The sequence below is a fragment of the Enterococcus sp. AZ088 genome, from assembly GCF_051714845.1.
GTDB lineage: Bacteria > Bacillota > Bacilli > Lactobacillales > Enterococcaceae > Enterococcus > Enterococcus faecalis.
The window spans coordinates 959,347-981,725 of record NZ_JBIOSQ010000001.1 but is presented as its reverse complement, the minus strand read 5'-3'; the positions used below and the strand labels follow the sequence as shown (position 1 = coordinate 981,725).

16 protein-coding genes, 1 pseudogene and 1 other annotated feature are annotated in these 22,379 nt (G+C 38.4%); of the genes and pseudogenes, 4 read left to right on the top strand and 13 right to left on the bottom strand.

The genetic code is table 11. The features are described 5' to 3' along the window. Positions 1 to 28: 28 nt before the first annotated feature. The 5 genes and pseudogenes from dapD to racE form a co-directional block, all read right to left on the bottom strand. Positions 29 to 730: a 2,3,4,5-tetrahydropyridine-2,6-dicarboxylate N-acetyltransferase gene (gene dapD, locus IGL17_RS04925; RefSeq protein ID WP_002358012.1), complete on the bottom strand. Its 702-nt coding sequence runs from the start codon at positions 728 to 730 to the stop codon at positions 29 to 31. 80 nt (positions 731 to 810) lie between these two features. Next, positions 811 to 1,299, bottom strand: coding sequence for a cyclic-di-AMP-binding protein CbpB (gene cbpB, locus IGL17_RS04920; protein ID WP_002358013.1), 489 nt, complete (start codon positions 1,297 to 1,299; stop codon positions 811 to 813). A 227-nt stretch (positions 1,300 to 1,526) separates the two neighbouring features. Then, positions 1,527 to 2,038: pseudogene (locus IGL17_RS04915) on the bottom strand (metallophosphoesterase). 12 nt (positions 2,039 to 2,050) lie between these two features. Further along, positions 2,051 to 3,406, bottom strand: coding sequence for a ribonuclease PH (gene rph / locus IGL17_RS04910; protein WP_002369622.1), 1,356 nt, complete (start codon positions 3,404 to 3,406; stop codon positions 2,051 to 2,053). Next, complete coding sequence (racE, locus tag IGL17_RS04905) at positions 3,399 to 4,226, bottom strand: glutamate racemase (protein ID WP_002358027.1); 828 nt, start codon at positions 4,224 to 4,226, stop codon at positions 3,399 to 3,401. The genes rph and racE overlap by 8 nt, the downstream gene beginning before the upstream one ends. A 264-nt stretch (positions 4,227 to 4,490) precedes the next feature. Here racE and IGL17_RS04900 point away from each other — a divergent pair, with 264 nt between their 5' ends. Genes IGL17_RS04900 through IGL17_RS04885 form a run of 4 tightly spaced genes read left to right on the top strand, consistent with a single transcriptional unit; the run spans position 4,491 to position 7,520 of the window. Beyond that, positions 4,491 to 5,222 (top strand): amino acid ABC transporter ATP-binding protein, encoded by a 732-nt coding sequence (locus IGL17_RS04900; RefSeq protein WP_002360585.1) that lies wholly within the window; start codon positions 4,491 to 4,493, stop codon positions 5,220 to 5,222. Between the two features lie 34 nt (positions 5,223 to 5,256). Continuing rightward, entirely contained in the window at positions 5,257 to 6,084 is an 828-nt protein-coding gene (locus IGL17_RS04895) for a transporter substrate-binding domain-containing protein (protein ID WP_002360586.1), read from the top strand. Positions 6,085 to 6,129: 45 nt separating this feature from the next. Next, positions 6,130 to 6,843, top strand: a complete 714-nt coding sequence (locus IGL17_RS04890) for an amino acid ABC transporter permease (RefSeq protein WP_002363695.1) — start codon at positions 6,130 to 6,132, stop codon at positions 6,841 to 6,843. 11 nt (positions 6,844 to 6,854) lie between these two features. Next, the gene (locus IGL17_RS04885; protein WP_002382114.1) at positions 6,855 to 7,520 is read left to right on the top strand and encodes an amino acid ABC transporter permease; all 666 of its coding nucleotides are present in this window, start codon (positions 6,855 to 6,857) and stop codon (positions 7,518 to 7,520) included. 197 nt (positions 7,521 to 7,717) lie between these two features. Here the strand turns inward: IGL17_RS04885 and pheT are convergent, their stop codons facing one another. From pheT to IGL17_RS04845, 8 genes are all read right to left on the bottom strand, one after another. Continuing rightward, positions 7,718 to 10,141, bottom strand: a complete 2,424-nt coding sequence (pheT, locus tag IGL17_RS04880) for a phenylalanine--tRNA ligase subunit beta (RefSeq protein WP_016617863.1) — start codon at positions 10,139 to 10,141, stop codon at positions 7,718 to 7,720. 7 nt (positions 10,142 to 10,148) lie between these two features. Continuing rightward, entirely contained in the window at positions 10,149 to 11,195 is a 1,047-nt protein-coding gene (pheS, locus tag IGL17_RS04875; RefSeq protein ID WP_002358034.1) for a phenylalanine--tRNA ligase subunit alpha, read from the bottom strand. Between the two features lie 57 nt (positions 11,196 to 11,252). Further along, positions 11,253 to 11,471 (bottom strand) — a binding site (T-box leader). Between the two features lie 43 nt (positions 11,472 to 11,514). Next, positions 11,515 to 11,859: a winged helix-turn-helix transcriptional regulator gene (locus IGL17_RS04870; protein WP_002358035.1), complete on the bottom strand. Its 345-nt coding sequence runs from the start codon at positions 11,857 to 11,859 to the stop codon at positions 11,515 to 11,517. 69 nt (positions 11,860 to 11,928) lie between these two features. Then, a complete protein-coding gene (addA, locus tag IGL17_RS04865; RefSeq protein ID WP_025193342.1) occupies positions 11,929 to 15,723 on the bottom strand; it encodes a helicase-exonuclease AddAB subunit AddA in 3,795 nt (1,264 codons plus the stop codon). Beyond that, positions 15,716 to 19,306 carry a PD-(D/E)XK nuclease family protein gene (locus IGL17_RS04860; RefSeq protein ID WP_016617861.1) on the bottom strand — a complete coding sequence of 1,197 codons (3,591 nt, stop codon included), beginning with the start codon at positions 19,304 to 19,306 and terminating at the stop codon, positions 15,716 to 15,718. The genes addA and IGL17_RS04860 overlap by 8 nt, the downstream gene beginning before the upstream one ends. Positions 19,307 to 19,416: 110 nt before the next feature. Next, the gene (gene lepB / locus IGL17_RS04855) at positions 19,417 to 19,965 is read right to left on the bottom strand and encodes a signal peptidase I (RefSeq protein ID WP_002358039.1); all 549 of its coding nucleotides are present in this window, start codon (positions 19,963 to 19,965) and stop codon (positions 19,417 to 19,419) included. A 220-nt stretch (positions 19,966 to 20,185) separates the two neighbouring features. After that, on the bottom strand, positions 20,186 to 20,905 hold the full coding sequence (locus tag IGL17_RS04850; protein WP_033624236.1) for a LutC/YkgG family protein: 720 nt from the start codon (positions 20,903 to 20,905) through the stop codon (positions 20,186 to 20,188). After that, a complete protein-coding gene (locus IGL17_RS04845) occupies positions 20,898 to 22,370 on the bottom strand; it encodes a LutB/LldF family L-lactate oxidation iron-sulfur protein (protein WP_002365496.1) in 1,473 nt (490 codons plus the stop codon). Before IGL17_RS04845 ends, IGL17_RS04850 begins: the two co-directional genes overlap by 8 nt. Positions 22,371 to 22,379: the final 9 nt, after the last annotated feature.

The following is a 22,379-nucleotide window of genomic DNA, read 5'->3' as shown; positions in this document are numbered from 1 at the left end:
TTCTTCATCGCGACTGACTAATTTATTTTTAGAGTTTACGTAATTCTTCTAAAATCTCTGTTTTACTCTTGGTTTTATCATCAATTTGTTTAATTACTTTTGCTGGCACGCCTGCGACAACGGTATGCGCTGGAACGTCTTCCACAACTACTGCCCCAGCAGCCACAACGGCACCTTCACCAACACGAACCCCTTCTAGTACGACCGCATTCGCTCCAATGACAACCTCGTTTTCAATAACCACAGGTGCGGCACTTGGGGGTTCAATGACACCAGCTAAAACCGTTCCCGCGCCAATATGACAATGTTTTCCTACAGTTGCACGACCGCCCAAAACAGCGCCCATATCAATCATAGTCCCTGCACCAACGACGGCGCCAATATTTAGAATAGCCCCCATCATAATCACCGCTTGATCGCCAATTTCAACTTTTTCGCGAATCAAAGCACCTGGTTCAATCCGAGCATTAATGTCTTTCAGATCAAGAAAAGGAATTGCTGAGTTACGTGCATCGTTTTCTACAACATAATCCTCAATTTTTTCTTTGTTTGCTTCTAAAAAAGGTTTTACGTCAGCCCAATCGCCAAACAGTGTCCCAGTTTTACAATTATTAAAGACCTTAATTGTTTCCGGAAACGTGACTTCTTTTAATTGCCCTTTCAGTGTTACTTTAACAGGCGTTTGCTTTTTGGCATCGCCAATATACTGAATAATCTCATATGCGTCCAATCACAGCACTCCTTTACTTCGTGTTATCATACAGAATAACGCATTTATGAGAAAAAAGTAAAGAGTTTCTTGTGTTTTATTTAAATTACTTTCATTTCTTCTTCTGATTTAGGCAGAACAAGATGATGTTTTTCTAATTCATGCGCCATATGATTGACCGCTTTTAAAATTTCTTTGCGTGTAATGATACCTTTAAAGCGTTGATTATCATCAACCACTGGTAAAAAAGAAGCATCTACTAATAAATGTAACACTTCTTCTAAATCCCACGATTCACCAATTACAGGAACATTGACTTCCATTACATCGGCCACAGTAAATTCATTCAATTTTTCAAAATCCACTGAAGTCAAATCAAACATTTTATCTACAACGTCTGTCAAGCCGATTAAGCCAACAAAGCGATCTCCCTTATCTAACACAGGAATCTTGGAATAGCGAACTTGCGATAAGACTAATGCCGCGTGACTTAAAGGATTTAAACACATTACATTGGCGACATTTTCGGCAGGTACTAAAAACGTTTCTTGTTTTTCTAATAATAATTCTTTTACAGCAGTCCCTATCATGATTGGGTTGCCTCCATTTCTAATTCTTTAACACGTAACTTATTGTACCTAATTCTGCGAAAAAAGTCTTGGAATTCGCAAATTCTTCATAACTTAACAAACGAAAATTAACGTTTTGTTCTATTCTCCCCAAAAAAAGAGAACGCTTTCTTAAAAAAATAAAAAATTGATAGTAGAACATTCCCTCGCTGGCTTATGTTCTACTATCAGGTAAAAAATCGACTTTTTTACTTCGTAAACGTTGCCTTTAATCGTTCCAACGGTTGGTGCTCTTTGTTATAGTACTGAACGAGATATTGTTCAGGTGTACTTTCAATTATGCATATGTTTTCTCTTGAACTGGTCCACGAGGTAAACGAATACTTCCCGGATTAACAAAGAGAATGTTATTGTGTCGCTCTGCGCCGAGTACATGAGTGTGACCAAATAAGGCAATTGTCGCTCCTGCTTCTTCCGCTTGTAAAGCAAGTGTCGTGAGCCCCATTCTAACATTGGCCAAATGACCATGTGTCATATAAATAACTTGATCTCCCACTTTTTTAGTCACAGTTTTGGGAAATTCATCATAAAAATCACAATTTCCTTGGACTACAATTAATTTCTGCCAAAGTTCATCTGTCGGTTCTAATTCAGAATCACCACAGTGAAAGAGTGCATCGACTTGTCCTTCATAATGATTCACTAAGTCAACTAAACAGTCACGGTCGCCATGATTATCGCTTACTACCAAGATTTTCATACGTTTCAACTCCTATTTTTTTAGCCATTCTTCCCATTGTTCTTTTAATTTTGCCACTGCTTGTCCACGATGACTAACTTTATTTTTCTCTTCTCCAGACAATTCAGCTGCTGTCTTACCAAGCTCTGGAACATAGAAAAGTGAATCGTACCCAAAGCCTCCTTCACCACGAGGAATCGTGCCGACTTCTCCTGGCCATTCAGCTTCGACCACCAGACTTTCTTTCTTTGGTTCAGCAAAAACCAATGTACAATGGAAACGCGCTTGTCTTTTTTCTTTTGGCACGCCCGTTAACTCATGTAGTAGTTTCGCATTATTTGAAGCATCGTTAGTTGGCTCACCAGCAAAACGAGCAGAATAGATTCCCGGCATTCCTCCTAAGGCATCAACAATTAATCCTGAATCATCTGCTAGTACTGGTTTCTGTAAAATTTCTGCAATTGTTTCAGCTTTTAGACGAGCATTTTCTTCAAATGTTCGACCAGTTTCTTCTACATCTGGCAAATTCGGATAATCTAATAACGTCTTAACTGTATATCCTTTTTCACCAAAAATTGAACTAAACTCTTTCGCTTTACCAGGATTTCTAGTTGCAATGACAATCACTTTCTCTTCTGAATCTTGCGAAGGGACTTCTTCAGAGGCTAAAGCATAAAGCGCTTCTTTCTGATACGCAATTAATTCCTCAATCCCTGTTTTTCCATAAAAGAGCATGGCATTTAACTCATCTCCTGAGAAGGTAGCTTCTTCACCCGTTCCTTGAATTTCCACAAATTCACCAGACTCGGTCATCACGATGTTCATATCCACTGCAGCATTCGAGTCCTCTGCGTAATCTAAGTCCAGCACACAATAACCATCGGGTAAAATACCCACGCTGACAGCAGCTAAATGCTCTTTAATTGGGTCTTCCGCTAGCGCACCAGTCATCAATAAATGATTAACTGCTAAGCGTAGAGCAACAAAAGCGCCTGTAATACTAGCAGTACGGGTTCCACCATCTGCTTGAATCACATCACAATCGACAACAATGCTCCGTTCCCCTAACTTTTCTAAGTCAACAACAGCTCGCAATGACCGCCCAATCAAACGTTGAATCTCCATTGTTCGCCCTGTTAATTTTCCTTTCGCACTTTCTCGAATATTTCTTGTGTTCGTCGCGCGAGGGAGCATGCTATATTCAGCTGCTACCCAACCTGTTCCCCCGCCTCGTAAAAATGGGGGGACCTTTTCTTCGACAGTGGCTGAGCAAATTACTTTTGTATCACCAAACGAAATAACCACCGAACCTTCTGGATGTTTAAAAACATTGGTTTCAATAGTGATCTTTCGCAATTCTTTTGGTGCACGACTATCATGTCTAATCATTTTCGTTTCCTCCTAAGTGAATCTGTTGTGCTTTTAAGTTCTCTATACCAAGCCAACTGCTTGCAATCTCTTCAAACATTTTTGCAGAACCAGTTGTATAAAATTCATGGGGCTGTGTAGGCGCTTCAGGCGTATGGGCAATGTCAAAATAATCGAGAAGCATGCTAACTTCGCCAACTGTTTCGGCTCCTGAGTCAATTAATGTCACATGACTCCCCATCACATTTTGAATCACCGGACGTAACAACGGGTAATGGGTACAACCTAAAATCAACGTATCAAGTCCTTTTAATTGTAGTGCTTGAAGTGTTTCTGCCACAATTTTTTTTGCTACGGAAGAACGATATTGATTACTTTCAACAATGGGGACAAATTTAGGGCAAGCTAAACTAGTCACCTCAATTGCTGGTGCCTTACTTTTAATGGCGATTTCATAGGAAGCACTTTTGATTGTCCCTAAGGTACCTATGACACCAATTTTGTTATTTTTTGTGACTTTAACGGCTGCTCGTGCGCCAGGTAAAATAACACCGACAACTGGAATTGGCAAGGCAGCTTTAATTTCTTCTAATGCGACAGCCGTCGCGGTATTACATGCGATTACTAGCATTTTTATTCGTTTTTTCAATAAAAAATCGGCCATTTCCCAAGTAAACTGAACGACTTGTTCGGCTGGTCGTGGACCATATGGGCAACGGGCTGTATCTCCTAAATAAATTAATCGTTCATTTGGTAATTGTTTTAGCGCTTCCTTTAAAACAGTTAATCCACCAACGCCAGAATCAATTAATCCAATGGCTTCTTGATTGCTCATTCTCATCCTACCTTTGCCTTTTATTCACTGCCTTTATTTTCTACTTTTTAAGGACTATTGTCAATTTTTCCTGTTTTGCTCTCATTTATTTCTTTTTTTGAAGGAAATCTTTTTCGATTAAAAAACTAGTAATTCATTTTTTTGTATGTTATAATTCCTAACATTGAGAATACAATTAGAAATACATTTGGTTAATTTAATTTAAATAACATGTTTCTCACCGAATCCTCTGTTATCTTTTCTGCCAAATGATTGCAAAGGAGACTGCCTATGATTTCTTTAGAACATGTAAATAAGTATTTTGGGGAGCATCACGTTTTAAAAGATATTACTTTAAATGTAGAACAAGGAGAAAAAATTGTCATTATCGGACCCTCTGGCTCTGGCAAAAGTACATTAATTCGGTGTATGAACCAATTGGAAAAAGTCAATGATGGTTCCGTCGTAATTGATAACATTGACATCACCAAACCGAAAGCACCGATTCAAAAGGTTCGCCAGAAAGTTGCCATGGTCTTTCAAAATTTTAACTTATATGCTCACAAAACGATTATTGATAATTTAACGTTAGCACCGATTAAAGTGATGGGCGTTTCCAAAGACGAAGCGGTTCGTACTGGCATGGAGTATTTAGAACGAGTCGGTTTGGCTGATAAAGCTTCTGCTTATCCTTCGCAGCTTTCTGGCGGGCAGCAACAACGGGTCGCTATTGCTCGTGCCTTAAATATGCATCCTGAGATTATCCTTTTTGATGAACCGACTTCGGCACTTGATCCAGAAATGATTCAAGAAGTTTTAGATGTAATGGTCGATCTTTCCAAACAAAATATTACCATGGTTTGTGTCACACATGAAATGGGCTTTGCTCGTCAAGTGGCTGACCGTGTAATCTTCATGGACCAAGGACAGATTATTGAACAAGGAACACCTGAACATTTCTTTACAAGCACTGAAAACCCTCGTGCAAAAGAATTTCTAAGCAAAATTATTCATAACGGGTAATGAATAAAAAAACAAAAAATTGGAGGAATGAACAATGAAAAAACAAAATAAATGGCTAGCTGGACTCTCCTTACTTGTATTAGCAGGCATCATTGTTGGCTGTGGTAGCGGCAACAATGACTCAACTTCCAAAAGTGCTTCATCAAACAAAACGGTCACAGTAGAACAATTAAAAAAAGCGGGGAAAATTAAAGTAGGTGTCAAAGAAGACATTCCTAATTTTGGCTATATGAATCCTGATACAAACAAAAATGAAGGAATGGAACCAGATATTGCACGCTTGATTGCGAAAGAAATTACTGGCAGCGAAGAGAATGTGGAATTTGTGGGCGTGACAGCGAAAACGCGCGGTCCCCTTTTAGACAATGGTGAACTAGATATGGTAATTGCTACATTTACAATTACTGATGAACGTAAAAAGACTTATAATTTTACAACTCCTTATTATACAGATGAGATTGGTTTCCTTGTGCGCAAAGAGGATAACTTCTCAAGTATGAAAGATTTAGACGGAAAAACAATCGGCGTTGCACAATCTGCTACGACAAAAGAAAACTTAGAGAAAAAAGCGCAAGAGGAAGGAATCAAATTTACTTATCAAGAATTAGGTTCCTATCCAGAATTAAAAACAGCGTTAACTTCTAAACGAATTGATGCATTTTCAGTGGATAAATCAATCCTATCTGGCTATGTGGATGGCAAGACAGAAATTTTAAAAGATGGTTTTTCGCCACAAGAATATGGAATTACCACAAAGAAAGCAAATACTGAATTAAATGATTATCTAAATGGTTTAATTGAAAAATGGGAAAAAGACGGCACACTAGAAAAAATTTATCAAGACTGGGGCTTAAAAAATTAATCATTCCTAAGACTTGAAGAATCAAAAATTTTAGGAGGGATTTTTATGTTTTTGTTAGCCAATATTTCCTGGCTTGAAGAAGGGCCATTTGCCTTATATCGTTGGGAAGCTTTATTTCAAGATTGGCGAATTTTTGGTCAGGCTTTTCTCTATACTATTCTGCTTTCTTTAGGAGCAATCTTAGTCGCCTTTGCTTTAGGCATTTTCTTTGGCAGTTTATCAGCGACCAAAAGTAAACTTTTACACGCAATTAGTCGTGTCTATGTAGAATTTTTTCAAAACACACCTTTGTTGATTCAATTTATCGTAGTCTATTATGGCTTTCCTCTGCTAAGCCCGCTGCTTTCATTTTCTATTACTACGATTGCCATTCTGTGTGTAGGCCTCTATCATGGCGCCTACATTTCTGAAGTGGTTCGCTCAGGAATCGGAGCTGTCCCAAGAGGGCAATTTGAAGCGGCTTACTCCCAAGGATTAACGTATGGTCAAACGATGCGGTATGTGATTTTACCACAAGCATGGCGGATTATGTTACCGCCTTTAACCAATCAAGTAGTGAACCTAATTAAAAATACGTCAACAGTTGCCATTATTTCTGGCGCAGACGTAATGTTTGCTGCCAATAGTTGGTCGTCTGTCAACTTGAACTATATTCCCGCCTTTGCGCTCGCTGGTTTCTTATATTTCATTCTTTGCTTCCCATTAGCGAATTTGGCTAGAAAAATGGAAGAAAAAAATAAGAAAGCATATAGTAGATAGGAGGAAAACAGATGCCTTTTTCAGAAGAAATGCGTCAATTACTGACAGCAAATAATTTTCAATTTCTATTTAACGGCTTAAAATTGACGCTCTATATTTCCTTCGTCTCAATTATTTTGAGTACGATTTTTGGCACCATTCTAGCCGTTTTGCGAAATCAAACCCATGGACCACTGAAGTTACTTGCCAGTATTTATGTAGAAGTGGTGCGTAATATTCCAAACTTATTGTGGATTTATGTTATTTTTTTGATTTTCAAAATCAAATCCACACCTGCTGGAATTGTGAGTTTTACTGTGTTTACTACCGCTGCTTTAGCGGAAATTATTCGTGGTGGTTTAAATGGGGTCGATAAAGGCCAAATTGAAGCGGCGCGTTCTCAAGGTTTTTCAAATTGGCAAATTCTTTATCATATTGTTTTGCCTCAAGCCATTCGCAATGTTTTACCAGCGATCGTTTCTCAGTTTGTTACTGTCATCAAGGATACAAGTTTCTTGTATTCCGTAATTGCTTTACAAGAACTCTTTGGCAAATCTTATATCTTAATGGGGCGCTACGCACAAACAGGACAAGTATTCACTATTTACGGAATCGTCGCCCTTATTTATTTCATTATTAACTTTAGTATCTCACAATTTTCACGTTGGCTTTCACGAAATTGGGCGAAAAGTTATTAATGTAGTTAAAAACAGGAGGCTGAGACAAAAGTATTTAGCTCCAAGAAATAAGAAGGAATTTCCGAAAATTGTTCTTTAATTTTTGGATAATTTCGGCTTATTTCCGAAGGAGCTGCTTTTGTTCAGCTGATTATCTTAAGATTTAGAAAGTGGGGCATAAGTCATTTCGACTTATGCCCCACTTTCCTGTTTTTATTTTATCTTACTTCTACTTGATGTTTTTCAATTAGCGCTTTTTCAACTTTTTCCATTGAACGGTTAATTTCTTCATCCACTAATGTCGCTTCTGCATTAACGAAAGTTAAACTATATGCCATTGATTTTTTGCCAGCGCCTAGTTTTTCACCTTGATATACATCAAATAAATGAATCTCTTTCAAATATTTACCTGCGTTATCTGAAATAGTTTTAACTAGTTCTTGATTGGTAACTGTTTCATCGACTAATAAAGCAATATCTCGAGAAACTGCTGGGAATTTAGACACTGCTTCATAAGTAACCCCGCCTGCTTCTGTAGCTACTAATTGTTGCAAGTTTAATTCAGCAACATATGTTTCAGGAATATCGTACGATTTTGCTGTCGTTGGGTGAACTTGTCCGACAAAACCAACCACTTCATCTTCTAAATAAATCCATGCTGTCCGGCCTGGATGCATTTCTGGAATCGCCGTTGTCGCTTGATAACTGATTTTTTCTGTTAATCCTAAAACAGCTACAATACTTTCCACTAAGCCTTTTACTGTATAAAAATCAACGGCTGTTGCTTTTGTTTGCCAATCTTTAACCATTGTATTACCAGTTAAAGCAAGTGCTAAGTGATTTTCTTCTGTAGGTAAATTTTTTGTTGGATCTTCTGTTTGGTAGAAAACGCGTCCTACTTCGTAGAAGGCGATATTATTATTTTTACGCGCCACATTGTATGCGACATCATCTAATAAACCAGAAATTAAGTTCATACGTAACACAGAACGCTCTTCACTCATTGGCCATTGCAAACGTGTTGTTTGACTTTCTTTCATCATAAATTGACGGGATTTTTCTTCTGTTGTCAACGCATAGCTGATGGCTTCACTCGTACCATGACCTTCCAGTAAGCTCTTTAATTGGCGCGTAACATGTTGTGCTTTGGTTAGACTTCCAGCAACTGTTTCTCCACTTGGCAATGTTGAAGGTAAATGATCATATCCATAAATGCGGGCCACTTCTTCAATAATATCTGCTTCAATCGCAATATCCCAACGTCTTGGTGGAATCGTAATTTCATAGGCGCCTTGATTTACTTCATAAGCAAAACCGAGTGCTTCAAAAATTTCATTCACCGTTGCTTCATCTAATGCAGTGCCTAAATATTGGTTGATTCGTTCTAAAGTCACAGCTACCTGTGCTTCTTTAACGGCCACTTCAGAACCAACTGCAGTGCCTGAGACCACTGTTCCGTTGGCTAACTCTGCAATCATCGCGGCTGCCACATCACAAGCTAGCCCAACTGTCGCTTGGTTGATACCTTTTTCAAATCTACTTGAAGATTCACTCCGTAAATTGAATTGTTTAGACGTTTTGCGAATAGACAATGGATTGAACAATGCCGCTTCTAAAGCCACAGTTGTTGTTTCTTGACTGATTTCAGAATTAGCCCCACCCATTACACCGGCTAAGCCGACAGGCGTTTTTCCATTCGTAATGACGATATTTTCTTCTGTTAATTGACGTGTTTCACCATCTAATGTAATTAGTTCTTCTGCTGCTGTTGCTCGACGAACCAAGATTTCTTTACTATCTAATTTTTGGTAATCAAATGCATGCAATGGTTGACCAAATAATAATAAAATATAATTTGTCACGTCCACCACATTGTTAATCGGACGGATTCCTTCATTCATCAATCGATTTTGCAACCACTGAGGACTTTCTGCAATCGTCACATCTTTAATGACACGAATTTGATACGTTGGCGCATCTTGTGAATCTTCAACAGTCACTGTTACGTAATTTCCCACGTTATCTGAAGCATCTTCTTTGAGTTCGGGATCATTAAACTGAGGCGTTTGACGATAAATTGCGCCAACTTCATAGGCTACCCCTCTCATACTTAATGCATCTGCACGGTTTGGTGTAATTGATAATTCAATAATCGCATCATCCATGTCTAAATAAGGGAAAACAGGTGTCCCATTCACTGCTTCTTGAGGTAAATAATAAATCCCTTCAGCGTAGGCTTTTGGTACGACATTATCTGAATATCCTAGCTCTTCTAACGAACAAATCATTCCGTTAGAGACTTCGCCACGCATTTTACCTTTTTTAATTTTTTGATTTCCTGCAATTCTTGAACCAGGTAACGCCACGATGACTTTAATTCCGGCTTTCACATTTGGTGCTCCACAAACAATTTGTGACAACTCTTCTTCACCGATGTCTACTTGGCAAATTGATAAGTGGTCAGAGTTTGGATGAGGAACACATTCTTTTACTTCACCGACAACAATTTTCTTTAAGCCTTCTTCAGGTACAGCAACGCCCTCAACTTCGATACCTGTCACAGACATTTTGTCCGCTAATTCTTGCGGAGTAACGTTTGAAAGATTAACATATTCATTTAACCATTTATAAGAAACTAACATTTTTCAACTACTCCTTTACCTTGAATTGATTTAAGAAACGTAAATCATTTTGATAAAAATTACGGATATCATTTACACCATAACGTAACATAGCAACGCGATCTGGTCCTAAGCCAAAGGCAAAGCCTGAGTACTCTGTTGGATCAATCCCTGACATTTGTAACACATCTGGATGAACCATCCCCGCACCTAAAATTTCAATCCAACCTGTATGTTTGCAGACGTTACAACCTGCGCCGCCACATTTAAAACAGCTAACATCTACTTCAACTGAAGGTTCTGTAAAAGGGAAATAGCTAGGACGTAAACGAATTTTACGATCTTCACCAAACATTTTTTTCATCATGACTTCTAACGTCCCTTTTAAATCACCCATTGTGACATTTTTATCGACAACAAGGCCTTCAATCTGATGGAATTGGTGACTATGTGTCGCATCATCTGTATCACGACGGAATACTTTCCCAGGAGAAATCATTCGTAATGCACCTTTTGAAAAATCGTGTTTTTCCATTGTTCGAGCTTGAACTGGTGAAGTATGCGTACGAATTAACATCTCATCTGAAATATAAAACGTATCTTGCATGTCGCGTGCCGGATGATCTTTTGGTAGATTCATGCGTTCGAAATTATAGTGATCCGATTCTACTTCGTATCCTTCCACTACTTGATAACCCATGCCTAAGAAAATATCTTCAATCTCTTCCATAACTTGTGTCAAAATATGACGTGTGCCTTGAGGCATTTGTTTTCCAGGTAAAGTTACATCTAAACTTTCTTCTTTTAGTGCCGCATTTAACGCTTCGTTTTCTAAAACAACTTTGCGCGCTTCAATTGCTTCGGTTAATAAATCACGAATTTCATTTGCAAAGCCCCCCACCACTGGTCGTTCTTCTGGTGAAAGGTTTTTCATGCCTCTTAATACTTCGGTGATTGGCCCTTTTTTCCCTAATGTTTCTACGCGAATTTGGTTTAATTCTTTTAAAGTAGCAACTTGTGCGATTTCTTTGAGCGTATTGTCTCTAAGAGCTTCTAATTGCGCTTGTAATGTCATTATGCGTTCCCCTCTATCTTTTATTTAAACTAAAAAAAAACGATAACCCATTCCTTTCAAAGGAACGAGCTATCGTGTTACCATCCTAATTCATAACAAATTGTTGTCATGCACTCATTTCATTTAACGGCAATTACCGGTTTGCTTTCTTCTTGAAAACAAACAAACTCAGGAAGTGAATTTCGCTTGGTGACTGTGTAAATCAGCTTCCAGTCTCTGGCTGACTCTCCCTAAAACACGTCAATTCAAACTACTTGTTTCCATCACTGTTTTTTTAATTATTTAATTACGTTTAGTTTACAAGAAGTTTTGCTTGCGGTCAACTGCATTCTTCGTCTTTTACCCATTTTTCTGCCCAATGTTGAATTTGTTCCATTGCTAATTGCAAGTCTTCGCCTTTTTCGGTTAGGAAATATTCTAAGCGATTTCCTTCACCGCAACGAACAGCTTTGGTGATAATTCCTTCAGCTTCTAGTTCCTTCAATCGCTCTACTAAGACACGATCACTTAACATTGGAATTTTTTCTTTTAATTCGCCAAAACGTTGAGGACCTCGTTCTAATAAAACATCAATAATTAAACCATTCCATTTTTTACCAAGTATTGAAAATGATTTTTCAAATTTGGGACAAAGTACAAACGATTCTGTTTTTACTTTTTCCATCTTCCTCACCTCTTCAATGAGTATAGCACATTCCTTACAAAATGTAAGTGTTTCTGCTTCTAATTTTTTCTACTTTATAAAATCTACAACATTTCCTGTCTGCATGTCAATAATTACTCCTCCATTTAATAAAATTAAATAGACGTGCGACACCTCTTTATGCGTTGCCTCTTGTAGTGCTCTACGATAAAGATTCATCTGTCCGCGATACCGTTCGACAATTTCAGAAATCGATTGGGAAGAGGTGCCTTTTACATGATCGGTTTTATAGTCATACAAAATGCATTGATTGTCTAATTCGATATAGCCATCAATAATCCCATGAATTAATAAATCATCTTGTGTCGTTTCTGGATAATTTTGAATGAGCTCTTCTGCTTCAATCAGCATAGAAAAAGGTTGTTCCCTTCTAACGGTTTGATGGTGTTGAATCAATTGTTTTCCTAGGGCGGTGTCAAAGAAGGCCACGATTTGTTCCAGATTCATTTTTTCAGCAATTGCTGGTAAAATCAATTTATTTTCCACTAAGCGTTCTTGAACAGCTCGCACTTCCTCGTAAGAAGGTTGCTTACTTAAATCAATTAGTTGTAATAAATAATGAGTTGCTGTCCCAATTTCAGCTGCTGAGGGCGCTTGAACCGTATCTAAAAATTTAGGCTTACTTAAATCTCCTTCAATCATTCGATTGACAATCAACGGTTGCGCTTGAATAGTATTGTCTTCCCGAACCTCAATTTTACCAATTTCTTTGTTATCGGGGTCATCAAATACTCGCTTGATTTCAGAAACAGACTGATAACTGGTGGTCCGAGTAGCCACTTCAAACGGATAATTGAAACTTAACCGTGCAAGACCACGATTGATTTTGTCAGCAGATAATTGCGCTTTTTCGGCTAAATCCTCTGCTTGTCTTTCTGGCAATTGTAATTGCTGAATGGCTGCTCGTAGTTGTTCTTGGTTGAACCACTGAATATGAAAGTTAGCTGGGTGCTTCTTGACTTGCGGAACGTTACTTACTACTACTTCTTGCTGATATTCATCGGCTTTTTGATGACGTACCAATGTCATCCCAACCCAATTCATTAAACTACTTTTACTTTGCAAGCGATTTTCAGCTGGTAGCACCAGTGTTTCTACATCGCCAACTTTCAGCCACTCTTTCCACATTGCCGCTTGGTCTTTATAGGAGCCTACCAGAAAAAGTTTCTGTTCTGCACGTGTCAACGCCACATATAACTTCCGCATTTCTTCGGATAGTAATTTTCTCAATCGTACTTGTTTAATCGCCAAAAATGGTAAAGTATCGTACATAACTCGTTCTTCAGGTTGTAAATAACGAATGCCTACCCCTAAATTTTCTTCAAAGATATAGCGTTCATTCAAATCACTGACATTAAATTCTTTGGTCATATCTAAAACGAATACCACCGGAAATTCTAACCCTTTACTAGCGTGAATCGTCATGACGCGTACGGCATTCTCTTCACTTAAAACGACTGGTTCCGCTAAATCTTTGTCTTTTTCTTGCATTTTTTCGATGAAGCGAACAAATTGAAATAATCCGCGGAAGGTTGTTTTTTCATACGCCGCGGCCCGATCGACCAACGCATATAAATTGGCTTGGCGTTGTTTGCCAACAGGCAACCCGCCAACATAATCAAGATAGGCCGTTTCCCGATAAATTGTCCACAGCAAGTTGCTAAGCTGGTTGCGTCGAGCCTGTTCCCGCCATTTTTCTAATGATTCAGCAAAACGTATAGTTTTTTCCTGAACAACTGCTTCCTCCATGGTTGGTTCCATCTTTTGATTAAACGTTAAAAATGCTTCGTAGTAACTGGTTTCCTTATTAGCCAAACGAATAAGCACTAATTCGTTTTCTTTTAATCCAACAATTGGTGAACGTAACACAGCTGCCAAGGGAATGTCTTGATAGGGATTATCAATCAATTGAAGCAAGGCAATCATTGTACGAATTTCCGTTGCTTGGAAATAATTTTGAGCATCATTGACTTGAACTGGAATTTCTAATGATTTAAAAACATCTAAAATAGTTAAATTATTTTTCTTCGTAGGCGTTAATAAGACAATATCTTGATAAGTAATCGGTCGATCTGTTTTCAGCTTTTTATCATAAATTAAGAAATTTTGGTCAATTAATTCACGAATTTTCAAAGCAGTAACGTAAAGTTCCCCTTCTGTCTTATCTTCAATCAACAACTCAGAGGATTGTAATTCTGGAAATTCAACTGATTCTGTTGCTTTTTTTTCATAAATTAGCAATTCAGTTGAATAATCAGCCGCCTCCGAAAATTGATCAAAACCATGAACCAAAGCGGCTGACTCATCGTAAGCAATTTGGCCCACTCGCTCATCCATTAATTGACTAAATACTAAATTCGTAAAGTCTAAAACGTCTTTGCGGGAACGAAAATTTTCAGCTAGAATAATTCGTTTGCCCTCTTTGCCTTGCCCATACTGATTGTATTTTTCAATAAACAATGTAGGATCTGCCAAGCGGAAAGAATAAATAGACTGTTTCACATCTCCTACCATAAAAAGGTTTCCTTCTGTGCTAAGCGGACGGCGCAACCAATACAAAATAGATTCTTGTAATTGATTGATATCTTGGTATTCATCGACTAACACTTCATCAAATTTTTCGCGATAGTAAAGAGAGGCTTCTGATGCTTGCCAGCCATCTGCCTGATTTTTCGCTAAAATAGCTAACGTATAATGTTCTAAATCGTTAAAATCCACTAAATTTTTAAGCCGTTTTTCTGCGCCATAGGCCTCCATAAATTGTTTCCCCACGTGAGCCATTTCTTGAACAATGGGCGTGGCCTCTTTCAAGACTTGTTTCATGGCATCTGGAGAAAGTGTAAACAGTTGCTTTTTCAAATCATTTAACGCTTTTTTATTTTGTTCTCGTAACTGTTTGGCTTGTTCCGCGGTTGGTTTCAACTCTTCGGCACGAACCGTTGGGTAGCGGTCAAAGCTTAACAATTCAGTCAAATTATAGGCGCTTTCTAAATCATTTCTCTCTAAAAATTGTAAAAATTGTTTTGTTTGTTCCTTTTCATTTTGAGCTAAATACCAAATCTTTTGAAGTTTCTCTTCGCCCTCTGTTAAGGTCACCATTTCTTCGTAACGCTGAAGAGTTCGTTGTAACGTCTCAACGGCTAGCGGTTTTAAATACGTCTGAAATAACGTTGATTCGCCTAGCTGATCCCCTACTTCGTAGGCTTGTGTTAAGCCATTAATCCACGCCTCTGGATCAGGATTGGCTTTGGCAAATTCATAAAAAGAAAAAATTAAGTTAGTGAGTCCATCATCACTACGATCATTGGAAAAATTCGCTGTTAATTGGTAAAATTCTTCTTGATTTTCCGCATAAAATTGTTCACGTAATGCATCCCAAACATCTTCTTTTAATAACAATGTTTCTGTTTCATCTGTTAACATCCGAAAAACTGGATCTATGTCAATTAAATAATAAAAACGACGAATAACAGTTAAACAAAAGGCATGTAACGTGCTGATATTGGCTGTTGGCAAAAGAGCAATTTGACGAGAAAAATGCCGTCTTCTTTCTGGATCTTGTTCTTCATTCATTGCCTTTTGTAAAGCCACTTGGATACGTTCTTTCATCTCACGGGCGGCGGCTTCAGTGTACGTCACAATCAAGAGACGATCGATATCGACGCCGCTTTTGACTTTTTCAATGACACGGCGAACTAAAACGGTGGTTTTTCCTGAGCCAGCCGAAGCAGAAACTAAGATATTTTCATCGCCATCAAACACCGCTTGCCATTGACTGTCGGTGAATTGCTCATTGGCTGGACGTAGTGGAATTGTTTTACTCATCTTCGGTTGCTCCTTCCTCATCTTTGTTTAACAAGCGCGCCATAATTTCCTCTTTGGATAAATTCTCAATACGATGATAATTATTTTCTTTTAACATCACATCAAAATCACAGACACTTCGAAACGGACAATAGCGACAAGCAATCCGTTCCTTGCCTTGATAAGCGGGATTAAGTTGAACTTCGCCGCCAATAATTTGATTTCCCGCTTCAATAAATTTATTTCGGTTATGGGAAAGCAACGCGCCTAATTCTGGTTCTGTCACAAATTTATCTTCTTGGCGACGACCAGGTTTAATTTGTTCTTTGGCGGATTCTTCAATTGGAAACAGCAACGAACTTTGTTTAGCTTGCAGACTCGTATCTAAATGATCCAATAAATCTGGGTCTTTCATCAAAAGACCATCAAACTGATATTTTTTAAGCATTTGTTGTTCAATGTCGTCTTTGCCTTCATAAGATAACGTAGGATTGTGTACATGCAGATAAAGTGAGCCAGCAGGTTTAGCTTCTTGACCAACTAATTGCACAGCATCCATTAAAGCCACATCCAAGTACGTCAGCATTTGCATGGCTAAGCCGTAATACGCTTCTGTCATATTAAATTTACGGTGACTCGATTTATAATCAATCACACCTAAATAGGTTGATTCGGGGGTAACCAATTGATCAATCCGGTCGATTTTTCCCCGAACATGAATCTTCCCTTGATTTTTTAATGGTAATTCCAAACCAGAAATTCCTTTTTTAGCGGCAATTTGGCCAAATAACACTTCCGTTTGAACAGTCGTCATGCCACTTCGTTGGCTTTGACGTTTCAGCGCCCAACTGACTTTTTTAATTGTTTGACTCAATTGATAGCGAATATAGTTCATGCGACTAGAGGTCGTTAATACAGAAAAACGCGCATCCCCTAAAATACTATTTAGTACTTCCTCCGCCAATAAATTGACTTCCTGATCGGTTAATTCAGATAAGTTCCGTTGATTCATAATCAATAATTTAAAGAACTGATCCAATGCTTCATGGAAAAATTCCCCTGTAGCTGCTGGCGAAAGCCCAAAGACATCTCTTTCTTTCAAACGTAAGCCATAGCGAGAAAAGTATTGATACTGACAGCGATAAAAACTCTCCATCCGAGAAACGGATGTATAAATATCTTTACCATATAAAGGTTCTGCTAAGACCTCATCAATCTTTTCAGGAATATTTTGATGCGTTAAACTTTCGAAAACTTGCTTGGCTAGCGGTGCAATTGATTGGTTCATTAGCGCTTTTTCCATATTTAACCAGAAAGGCAACAATCCTTCTTGTGTTTCTTTCCGTTGTCTTTTCAAACGCGTTAATTCACCGATTAACGTCCGATACGTACTAATATGGGCTAAACTGGTCGTTTCATCATCGAAAATGGTTGTTTCATTTTTTTCAAAAACGGGCAAGTTTAAATCTTTTTGGATATTTTTAAAATAAGGAGACGGTTTGACTTCTTGAGCGGTGTCTTTAACACTTGGATAGGTTAAATATAACCGTTCTCGCGCTGAAGAAAAGACGAGATACGCAACATAAGGTTCTTGCGCAATTTTGCGTCCGGTTGTCCCACGTAAATATTGGTTTTCCGTTAAAGTATCATTGATTGTCTGCCGTTCTTCATCAGACAATAGTGTTTTATTTTCAATCTTTTGTGGAAAAATTTCTTCCGTCATCCCAATAGCAAAAGTAACCTTGGCAGCGCCAGGTCGAGTTAAATCCATTGCGCGAACTTGTACTTGGTCAATCGCTGTCGGCACTTTACTATAGTGCAAACCTTCCAAACCACTAACAAATATTTCTTGAAACGTTGTAAAATCAAACGAACTTTCTCCGTAAACAGTGACGTATTCATCTAGTAATGACATCAATGCATCCCAAGTCTGTTCATGGTTACGAGCTGTTTCTAGTTGACCGGCTTCGATAGCTTGTAAGCGCCACATTTTTAATTGTGTTGCCACACCACTTTGCAGTAAAAAGTGATAGAAGACGGTCGCTGCTTCCAAACCAGTTTTGGCACTTATCATTGCTTGAAAGTAACTAGGTAACAGCCGTTGAAGCGATTGACGAATCGCATTTGACTCTTCTTCCATCGTAGCGACATCTTCTTGCTCTTCCGCTTCAAAATCATACCGAATAAATTCCCAATCTTTTTCTTGCGACCAATAATAACCTTCATAGCCGTATGCCAGGACTACATTTTCGGTAATATCAACTTTTCTGCGCCAAGCGTTCCGTTGGTTTAACCAATCAGTCAAGCTTTCTTCAGAAGTAGCGAGTTGATTCATTGGCATAAATAATTCCGTTCTCAAAAAACGGAGCACATCACGATAACGATAATTGTACGAATGAATAGCAAATAAAGATTCAATCCATTCGACTAAAGGATGCCGATCCATAGCCATATCTCGGTCGACATAAACAGGAATCTCGTGTTCCGCAAAAATCGGTTCTAATAAATTTTCATAACAATCTAAATCACGAGTCAACACCTGAATTTCTTTGTACCGATACCCTTCTTCCACCACTAAACGGCGAATTTCGGTTGCAACATGTGTTAATTCTTCTTTAACGTTTTCAGCACGCCACAGAAATAAGCCATCGCCCCTCCAGTCAGTTGTGCTTAATGGAGGCAGGTGTTCTTGCGATTGAATCCAATAATCATTTAATCCTTGCAAGTCTGGGTTTGTAATTAATACCTCTTTCTTTTCCACATAATCTGAAAGAATCGGGATTTGCTTCTGTCTTGCTAGTTGATAAAGCTGATGATAGGTTTGTCCCGCTTCATAAAATAACGACCGCGGATCAGGTAAGTCATGCGGATATTGTTTGTCCAATAAAAGGGCTACTTTCACAGAACCTGCTTGCGCCATTAGTACTTCAATCAACTTTAATTCTCTGGCAGTAAACTGCTGATAGCCTGAAATAACGAATTGGACATTCGACAAATCAACCGTTTGTAAATACTCGCTTAAATGTTGAATAATCTCCGCTGATTCATAGCCATACTGACTCATTTGCAATTGGAATCGCGTAAAAATTAACGTTAAATCTTGAAACTTAAGTTGTAAATCTTGTCCTTTAGGGTTCTCCATTTGTTTTTCTAAAAATGGATAAAGCTCCGCAATCTCAATATTGCCTTCGCGCATTTCTTGATAAAGCTGAAATAGTTGCTGAATAAAGCCGGGCTTGTTAATTTCACCTCTAAAAATTTGTAACTCTTCTTCTGCTTCTACTAAAATTTTGCGGAAAATCATCGCAGCGCCTGCATCAGATAAAACATCTGCCGAGTAAAAAGGTGTATGTTGTAAATAGTACCAAGCCAAACGGTAAAAACTAAAAACCTGCAGACGGGTACTGGTTATTGAATCAGACGTAGTTGTCTGTAATTGACGTAACTTTTGCAAGACTTGAATTTCTTGCTCAAACTTAATATGGTTCGGGACTAAATAGAATACTTCATGCTGTGCGTCTTCCTCTAGCCATTGTTTTGTCGCCTGTATAAGTGGCGCTTCTAAATCAGCCACAGCGGTTCCTCTAATAAACTGCACACTCATGGTTTCACATCCTTTTCCTTTGCACTGCCTTTATTTTACCACAAAAGAAGAACGGAAACATGTGTTTGTTTTTACACATTTCCGTCCTTCTCTTTTACTCATTGTCTCTTTTATTGTTTTGACACTTCTGGTATTGGACCAAACCGTGAGAATGGCCACATCACAAATTTCACTTCACCCAAAATATCTTTTTTATGAATAAAACCAATGACACGACCGTCTTTTGAATTCCGTCGATTATCACCTAAAACAAAGTAGCTATCTGCTGGTACTTTTTCTTTTAATGAAAAATCGCCTGTCAAAGGTTGACCATCTGTTAAGGCTTTTTTAAATTCATCTAAATAGGGTTCGTCAACTTCTTTTCCATTGATGTACAACGTATCATCCTTGTACGCAATTGTATCTCCAGGTAAACCAATCACACGTTTAATATAATTTTTATCTGGTTCATCTGGCGCTGGGAAAGTAATAATATCGAAACGATTAATTTCTGTGTTTTTTAACGTAATTACCCGTTCACCATCTGCTAACGTTGGATCCATTGAATGACCTCTCACTACGACAGGCGTAAATACAAATTGTCTCAGTAAAAACAGACCCAAAGCTAAACAGGCAAAAAAGACGACTGTTTTAATTAATTCTTTTGATTTCAAACTCATTCCTCCAAAAACCTTATTATCTTATGTCTCATATTCTACCACAAAGTAAATCAATCCTATAGTGCTTAACACCCAATTAATTTTTATGTACGCTTTTTTTACAAAATGGTCAGAAAAAAAACGTATTTCTTTCAAATTTGATTCTTACTTTTTTGATCCTGCTCATAAAAAAAACATAATCAATTCTAAAAAGGGCTGAATTGATTATGCTTCTAGCGTTTTAGCGATCCATCACAACCACGTAACAAACTTCTAAAGGACCATGCAACCCGACAACCAGTTGCATTTCAATATCTCCTGAATTAGAAGGCCCTGAAATAAAGTGAATCGCTGAGCCGATTTTTTCGCCTTTTTCTATTTTATCTGTATAAAAAGCTGCTGGCTGAGTCGAACGTGGAACGAGTTTGCTAAATGGTATAATTGAAATGTAATGCTTCGGTAAAAAGTGTAAAGCTCTGCCTTGCCCCGCATTGGACTCCACCACAATCGTTCCTGATTCAGCTAGTAAAAACTCAGCAAAGGCAATCGCGATATTTGCCTGAGCAGCTGTTTGAATATTCGCTTCTCGTTGCTCACTTCCAGGTTGCCATTGCTTAACAGAAACAGCCTCTAATGACTTAGCTAAATCAGCTAATCCATAAGCTTCAAAACGTGCATCTGTTGGCAATAAAAGATTGCCTCCACCGAACTCAGCAACAATTTGCTGAATCGTCGTCAGTAAATTTTCTTGTGTAGTTTCCACTAAGTTCGTGTGAATCGTTTCCACACGTTCTTTCACAATCGTTAATAGCTCTGCTGGTGTTTTATCTGCCAACTGTTCTTCTGGTAAATGATTAACTGGCTCAAATGGATGAGCTGAAACAGACTGTTTTTCTACGCCTAATTTTTCTCGTAGATTTTGTAAAAAAGGTTCTCGATTTTGAATCGCTTCGTTAGTCATTTTTTTCACCTTCTTGATGTTTTTTGAACCAACTTCTGAAGTTTTCTGAAGATTTTGGTGGTCTTGGCAAATCACGAACATCGGTCCAACCTTTTACTAACCCTGGTCCTTTATCAAGGTAGCCTCCATGATTGTACATGTTTTCAACAGTAATGTCTTTTTGTTTACTTAAAATGCCCGCTGCAGCATGATCGACTTTCATGGCTGCTTTAAACATTGCTGGTGAACCAGTGGCTTTACCTACCATACGCATTTGGAAATCTTCAAATCCATGTTTCATTTTCAGATCATCGGTCATCACTTTACGATGTTCAATTAATAATTCGTGCAATGGAATTTTCACAGGACACGTTTCCGTACATGCCCCACAAAGACTAGATGCATAAGGCAATTCCCCAAACTGTTTATATCCACCTAAAATTGGAGAAAGCACAGCACCAATTGGTCCTGGATAAATAGAGCCATAACCGTGCCCTCCAATATGGCGATAGACCGGACAAACATTCAGACAAGACCCACAACGAATACACTGTAAGACTGGCTGAAAGGCTGTTCCTAACGCTTTTGAACGTCCGTTATCCAAAATGACCACGTGAAATTCTTCTGGACCATCGGATTCATCCGCATTTTTTTGCCCGGCAAACGTCACATACGTTGTTAAATTTTGACCAACGGCACTTCTGGCTAAAAGGTTATCTAAAACCTCTGCTTCACGCATTGTTGGTACGATTCTTTCCATCCCCATTAACACGATTTGTGTCTTAGGAATACTGATGGTCAAATCAGCATTTCCTTCATTTGTATTTAAGTTAATTAAGCCGCTATCCGCAATAGCGAAATTACAACCTGTAATGCCAATCTCCGCTTCCAAAAAGAATTTGCGCATCACTTCTCGTGCACAGCGTGCCAAATTTACCGGGTCATTATCTCCTTGATACCCTAATTTTTTCGCAAAAACCTGACGAATCTGTTCGCGATTTTTATGAATACTTGGGAAAACAATATGTGACGGCTCATCCCAGTCATCCATTTGTAAAATGAATTCCGCCAAGTCTGTTTCCATCACACTGACATCGTCTAATCCCAATAACATTGGATCAATATCGACTTCGGTCGTCACCATTGATTTAGATTTCACAATTTTTTTCGCCTTTTTTTCTAGAACCACTTGTTTCACATATTCATTGGCCTCTTCGGCGGTTTGAGCAAAAAAGACTTTGCCACCTCGTTTGGCAACGTTATCACTGAACTCTTCTAAATAGTCAGGCAGATACTGAATGGTATGTTGGCGAATTTGTTCTCCCAGTTCACGCCATTGTGGCCAATTGCCTAAAGCTTCCCGCGCACCTTCTCGTTTCTCCCATTGGGCATCTTGTGCTTTAGCGACAGCCTTTTGCATAAACACATCTTTTTTACTTTCTTCAATTCGTTCACTTAACGGCTTATTGCTCGTTGATAATCCCACAGTTCTTCC

Excerpts from the sequence above, each read along its gene's own strand:
- pheS (WP_002358034.1), bottom strand. The coding sequence starts at position 11,195 with ATGACATTACAAGCGCAATTAGAAGCTCTTAGAGACAATACGCTCAAA.
- racE (WP_002358027.1), bottom strand. The coding sequence starts at position 4,226 with ATGAGAATGAGCAATCAAGAAGCCATTGGATTAATTGATTCTGGCGTT.
- IGL17_RS04885 (WP_002382114.1), top strand. The coding sequence starts at position 6,855 with ATGCCTTTTTCAGAAGAAATGCGTCAATTACTGACAGCAAATAATTTT.
- addA (WP_025193342.1), bottom strand. The coding sequence starts at position 15,723 with ATGAGTAAAACAATTCCACTACGTCCAGCCAATGAGCAATTCACCGAC.
- IGL17_RS04900 (WP_002360585.1), top strand. The coding sequence starts at position 4,491 with ATGATTTCTTTAGAACATGTAAATAAGTATTTTGGGGAGCATCACGTT.
- pheT (WP_016617863.1), bottom strand. The coding sequence starts at position 10,141 with ATGTTAGTTTCTTATAAATGGTTAAATGAATATGTTAATCTTTCAAAC.
- IGL17_RS04850 (WP_033624236.1), bottom strand. The coding sequence starts at position 20,905 with ATGACTAACGAAGCGATTCAAAATCGAGAACCTTTTTTACAAAATCTA.
- IGL17_RS04890 (WP_002363695.1), top strand. The coding sequence starts at position 6,130 with ATGTTTTTGTTAGCCAATATTTCCTGGCTTGAAGAAGGGCCATTTGCC.
- lepB (WP_002358039.1), bottom strand. The coding sequence starts at position 19,965 with ATGAGTTTGAAATCAAAAGAATTAATTAAAACAGTCGTCTTTTTTGCC.
- cbpB (WP_002358013.1), bottom strand. The coding sequence starts at position 1,299 with ATGATAGGGACTGCTGTAAAAGAATTATTATTAGAAAAACAAGAAACG.
- IGL17_RS04895 (WP_002360586.1), top strand. The coding sequence starts at position 5,257 with ATGAAAAAACAAAATAAATGGCTAGCTGGACTCTCCTTACTTGTATTA.
- IGL17_RS04860 (WP_016617861.1), bottom strand. The coding sequence starts at position 19,306 with ATGAGTGTGCAGTTTATTAGAGGAACCGCTGTGGCTGATTTAGAAGCG.
- IGL17_RS04870 (WP_002358035.1), bottom strand. The coding sequence starts at position 11,859 with ATGGAAAAAGTAAAAACAGAATCGTTTGTACTTTGTCCCAAATTTGAA.
- rph (WP_002369622.1), bottom strand. The coding sequence starts at position 3,406 with ATGATTAGACATGATAGTCGTGCACCAAAAGAATTGCGAAAGATCACT.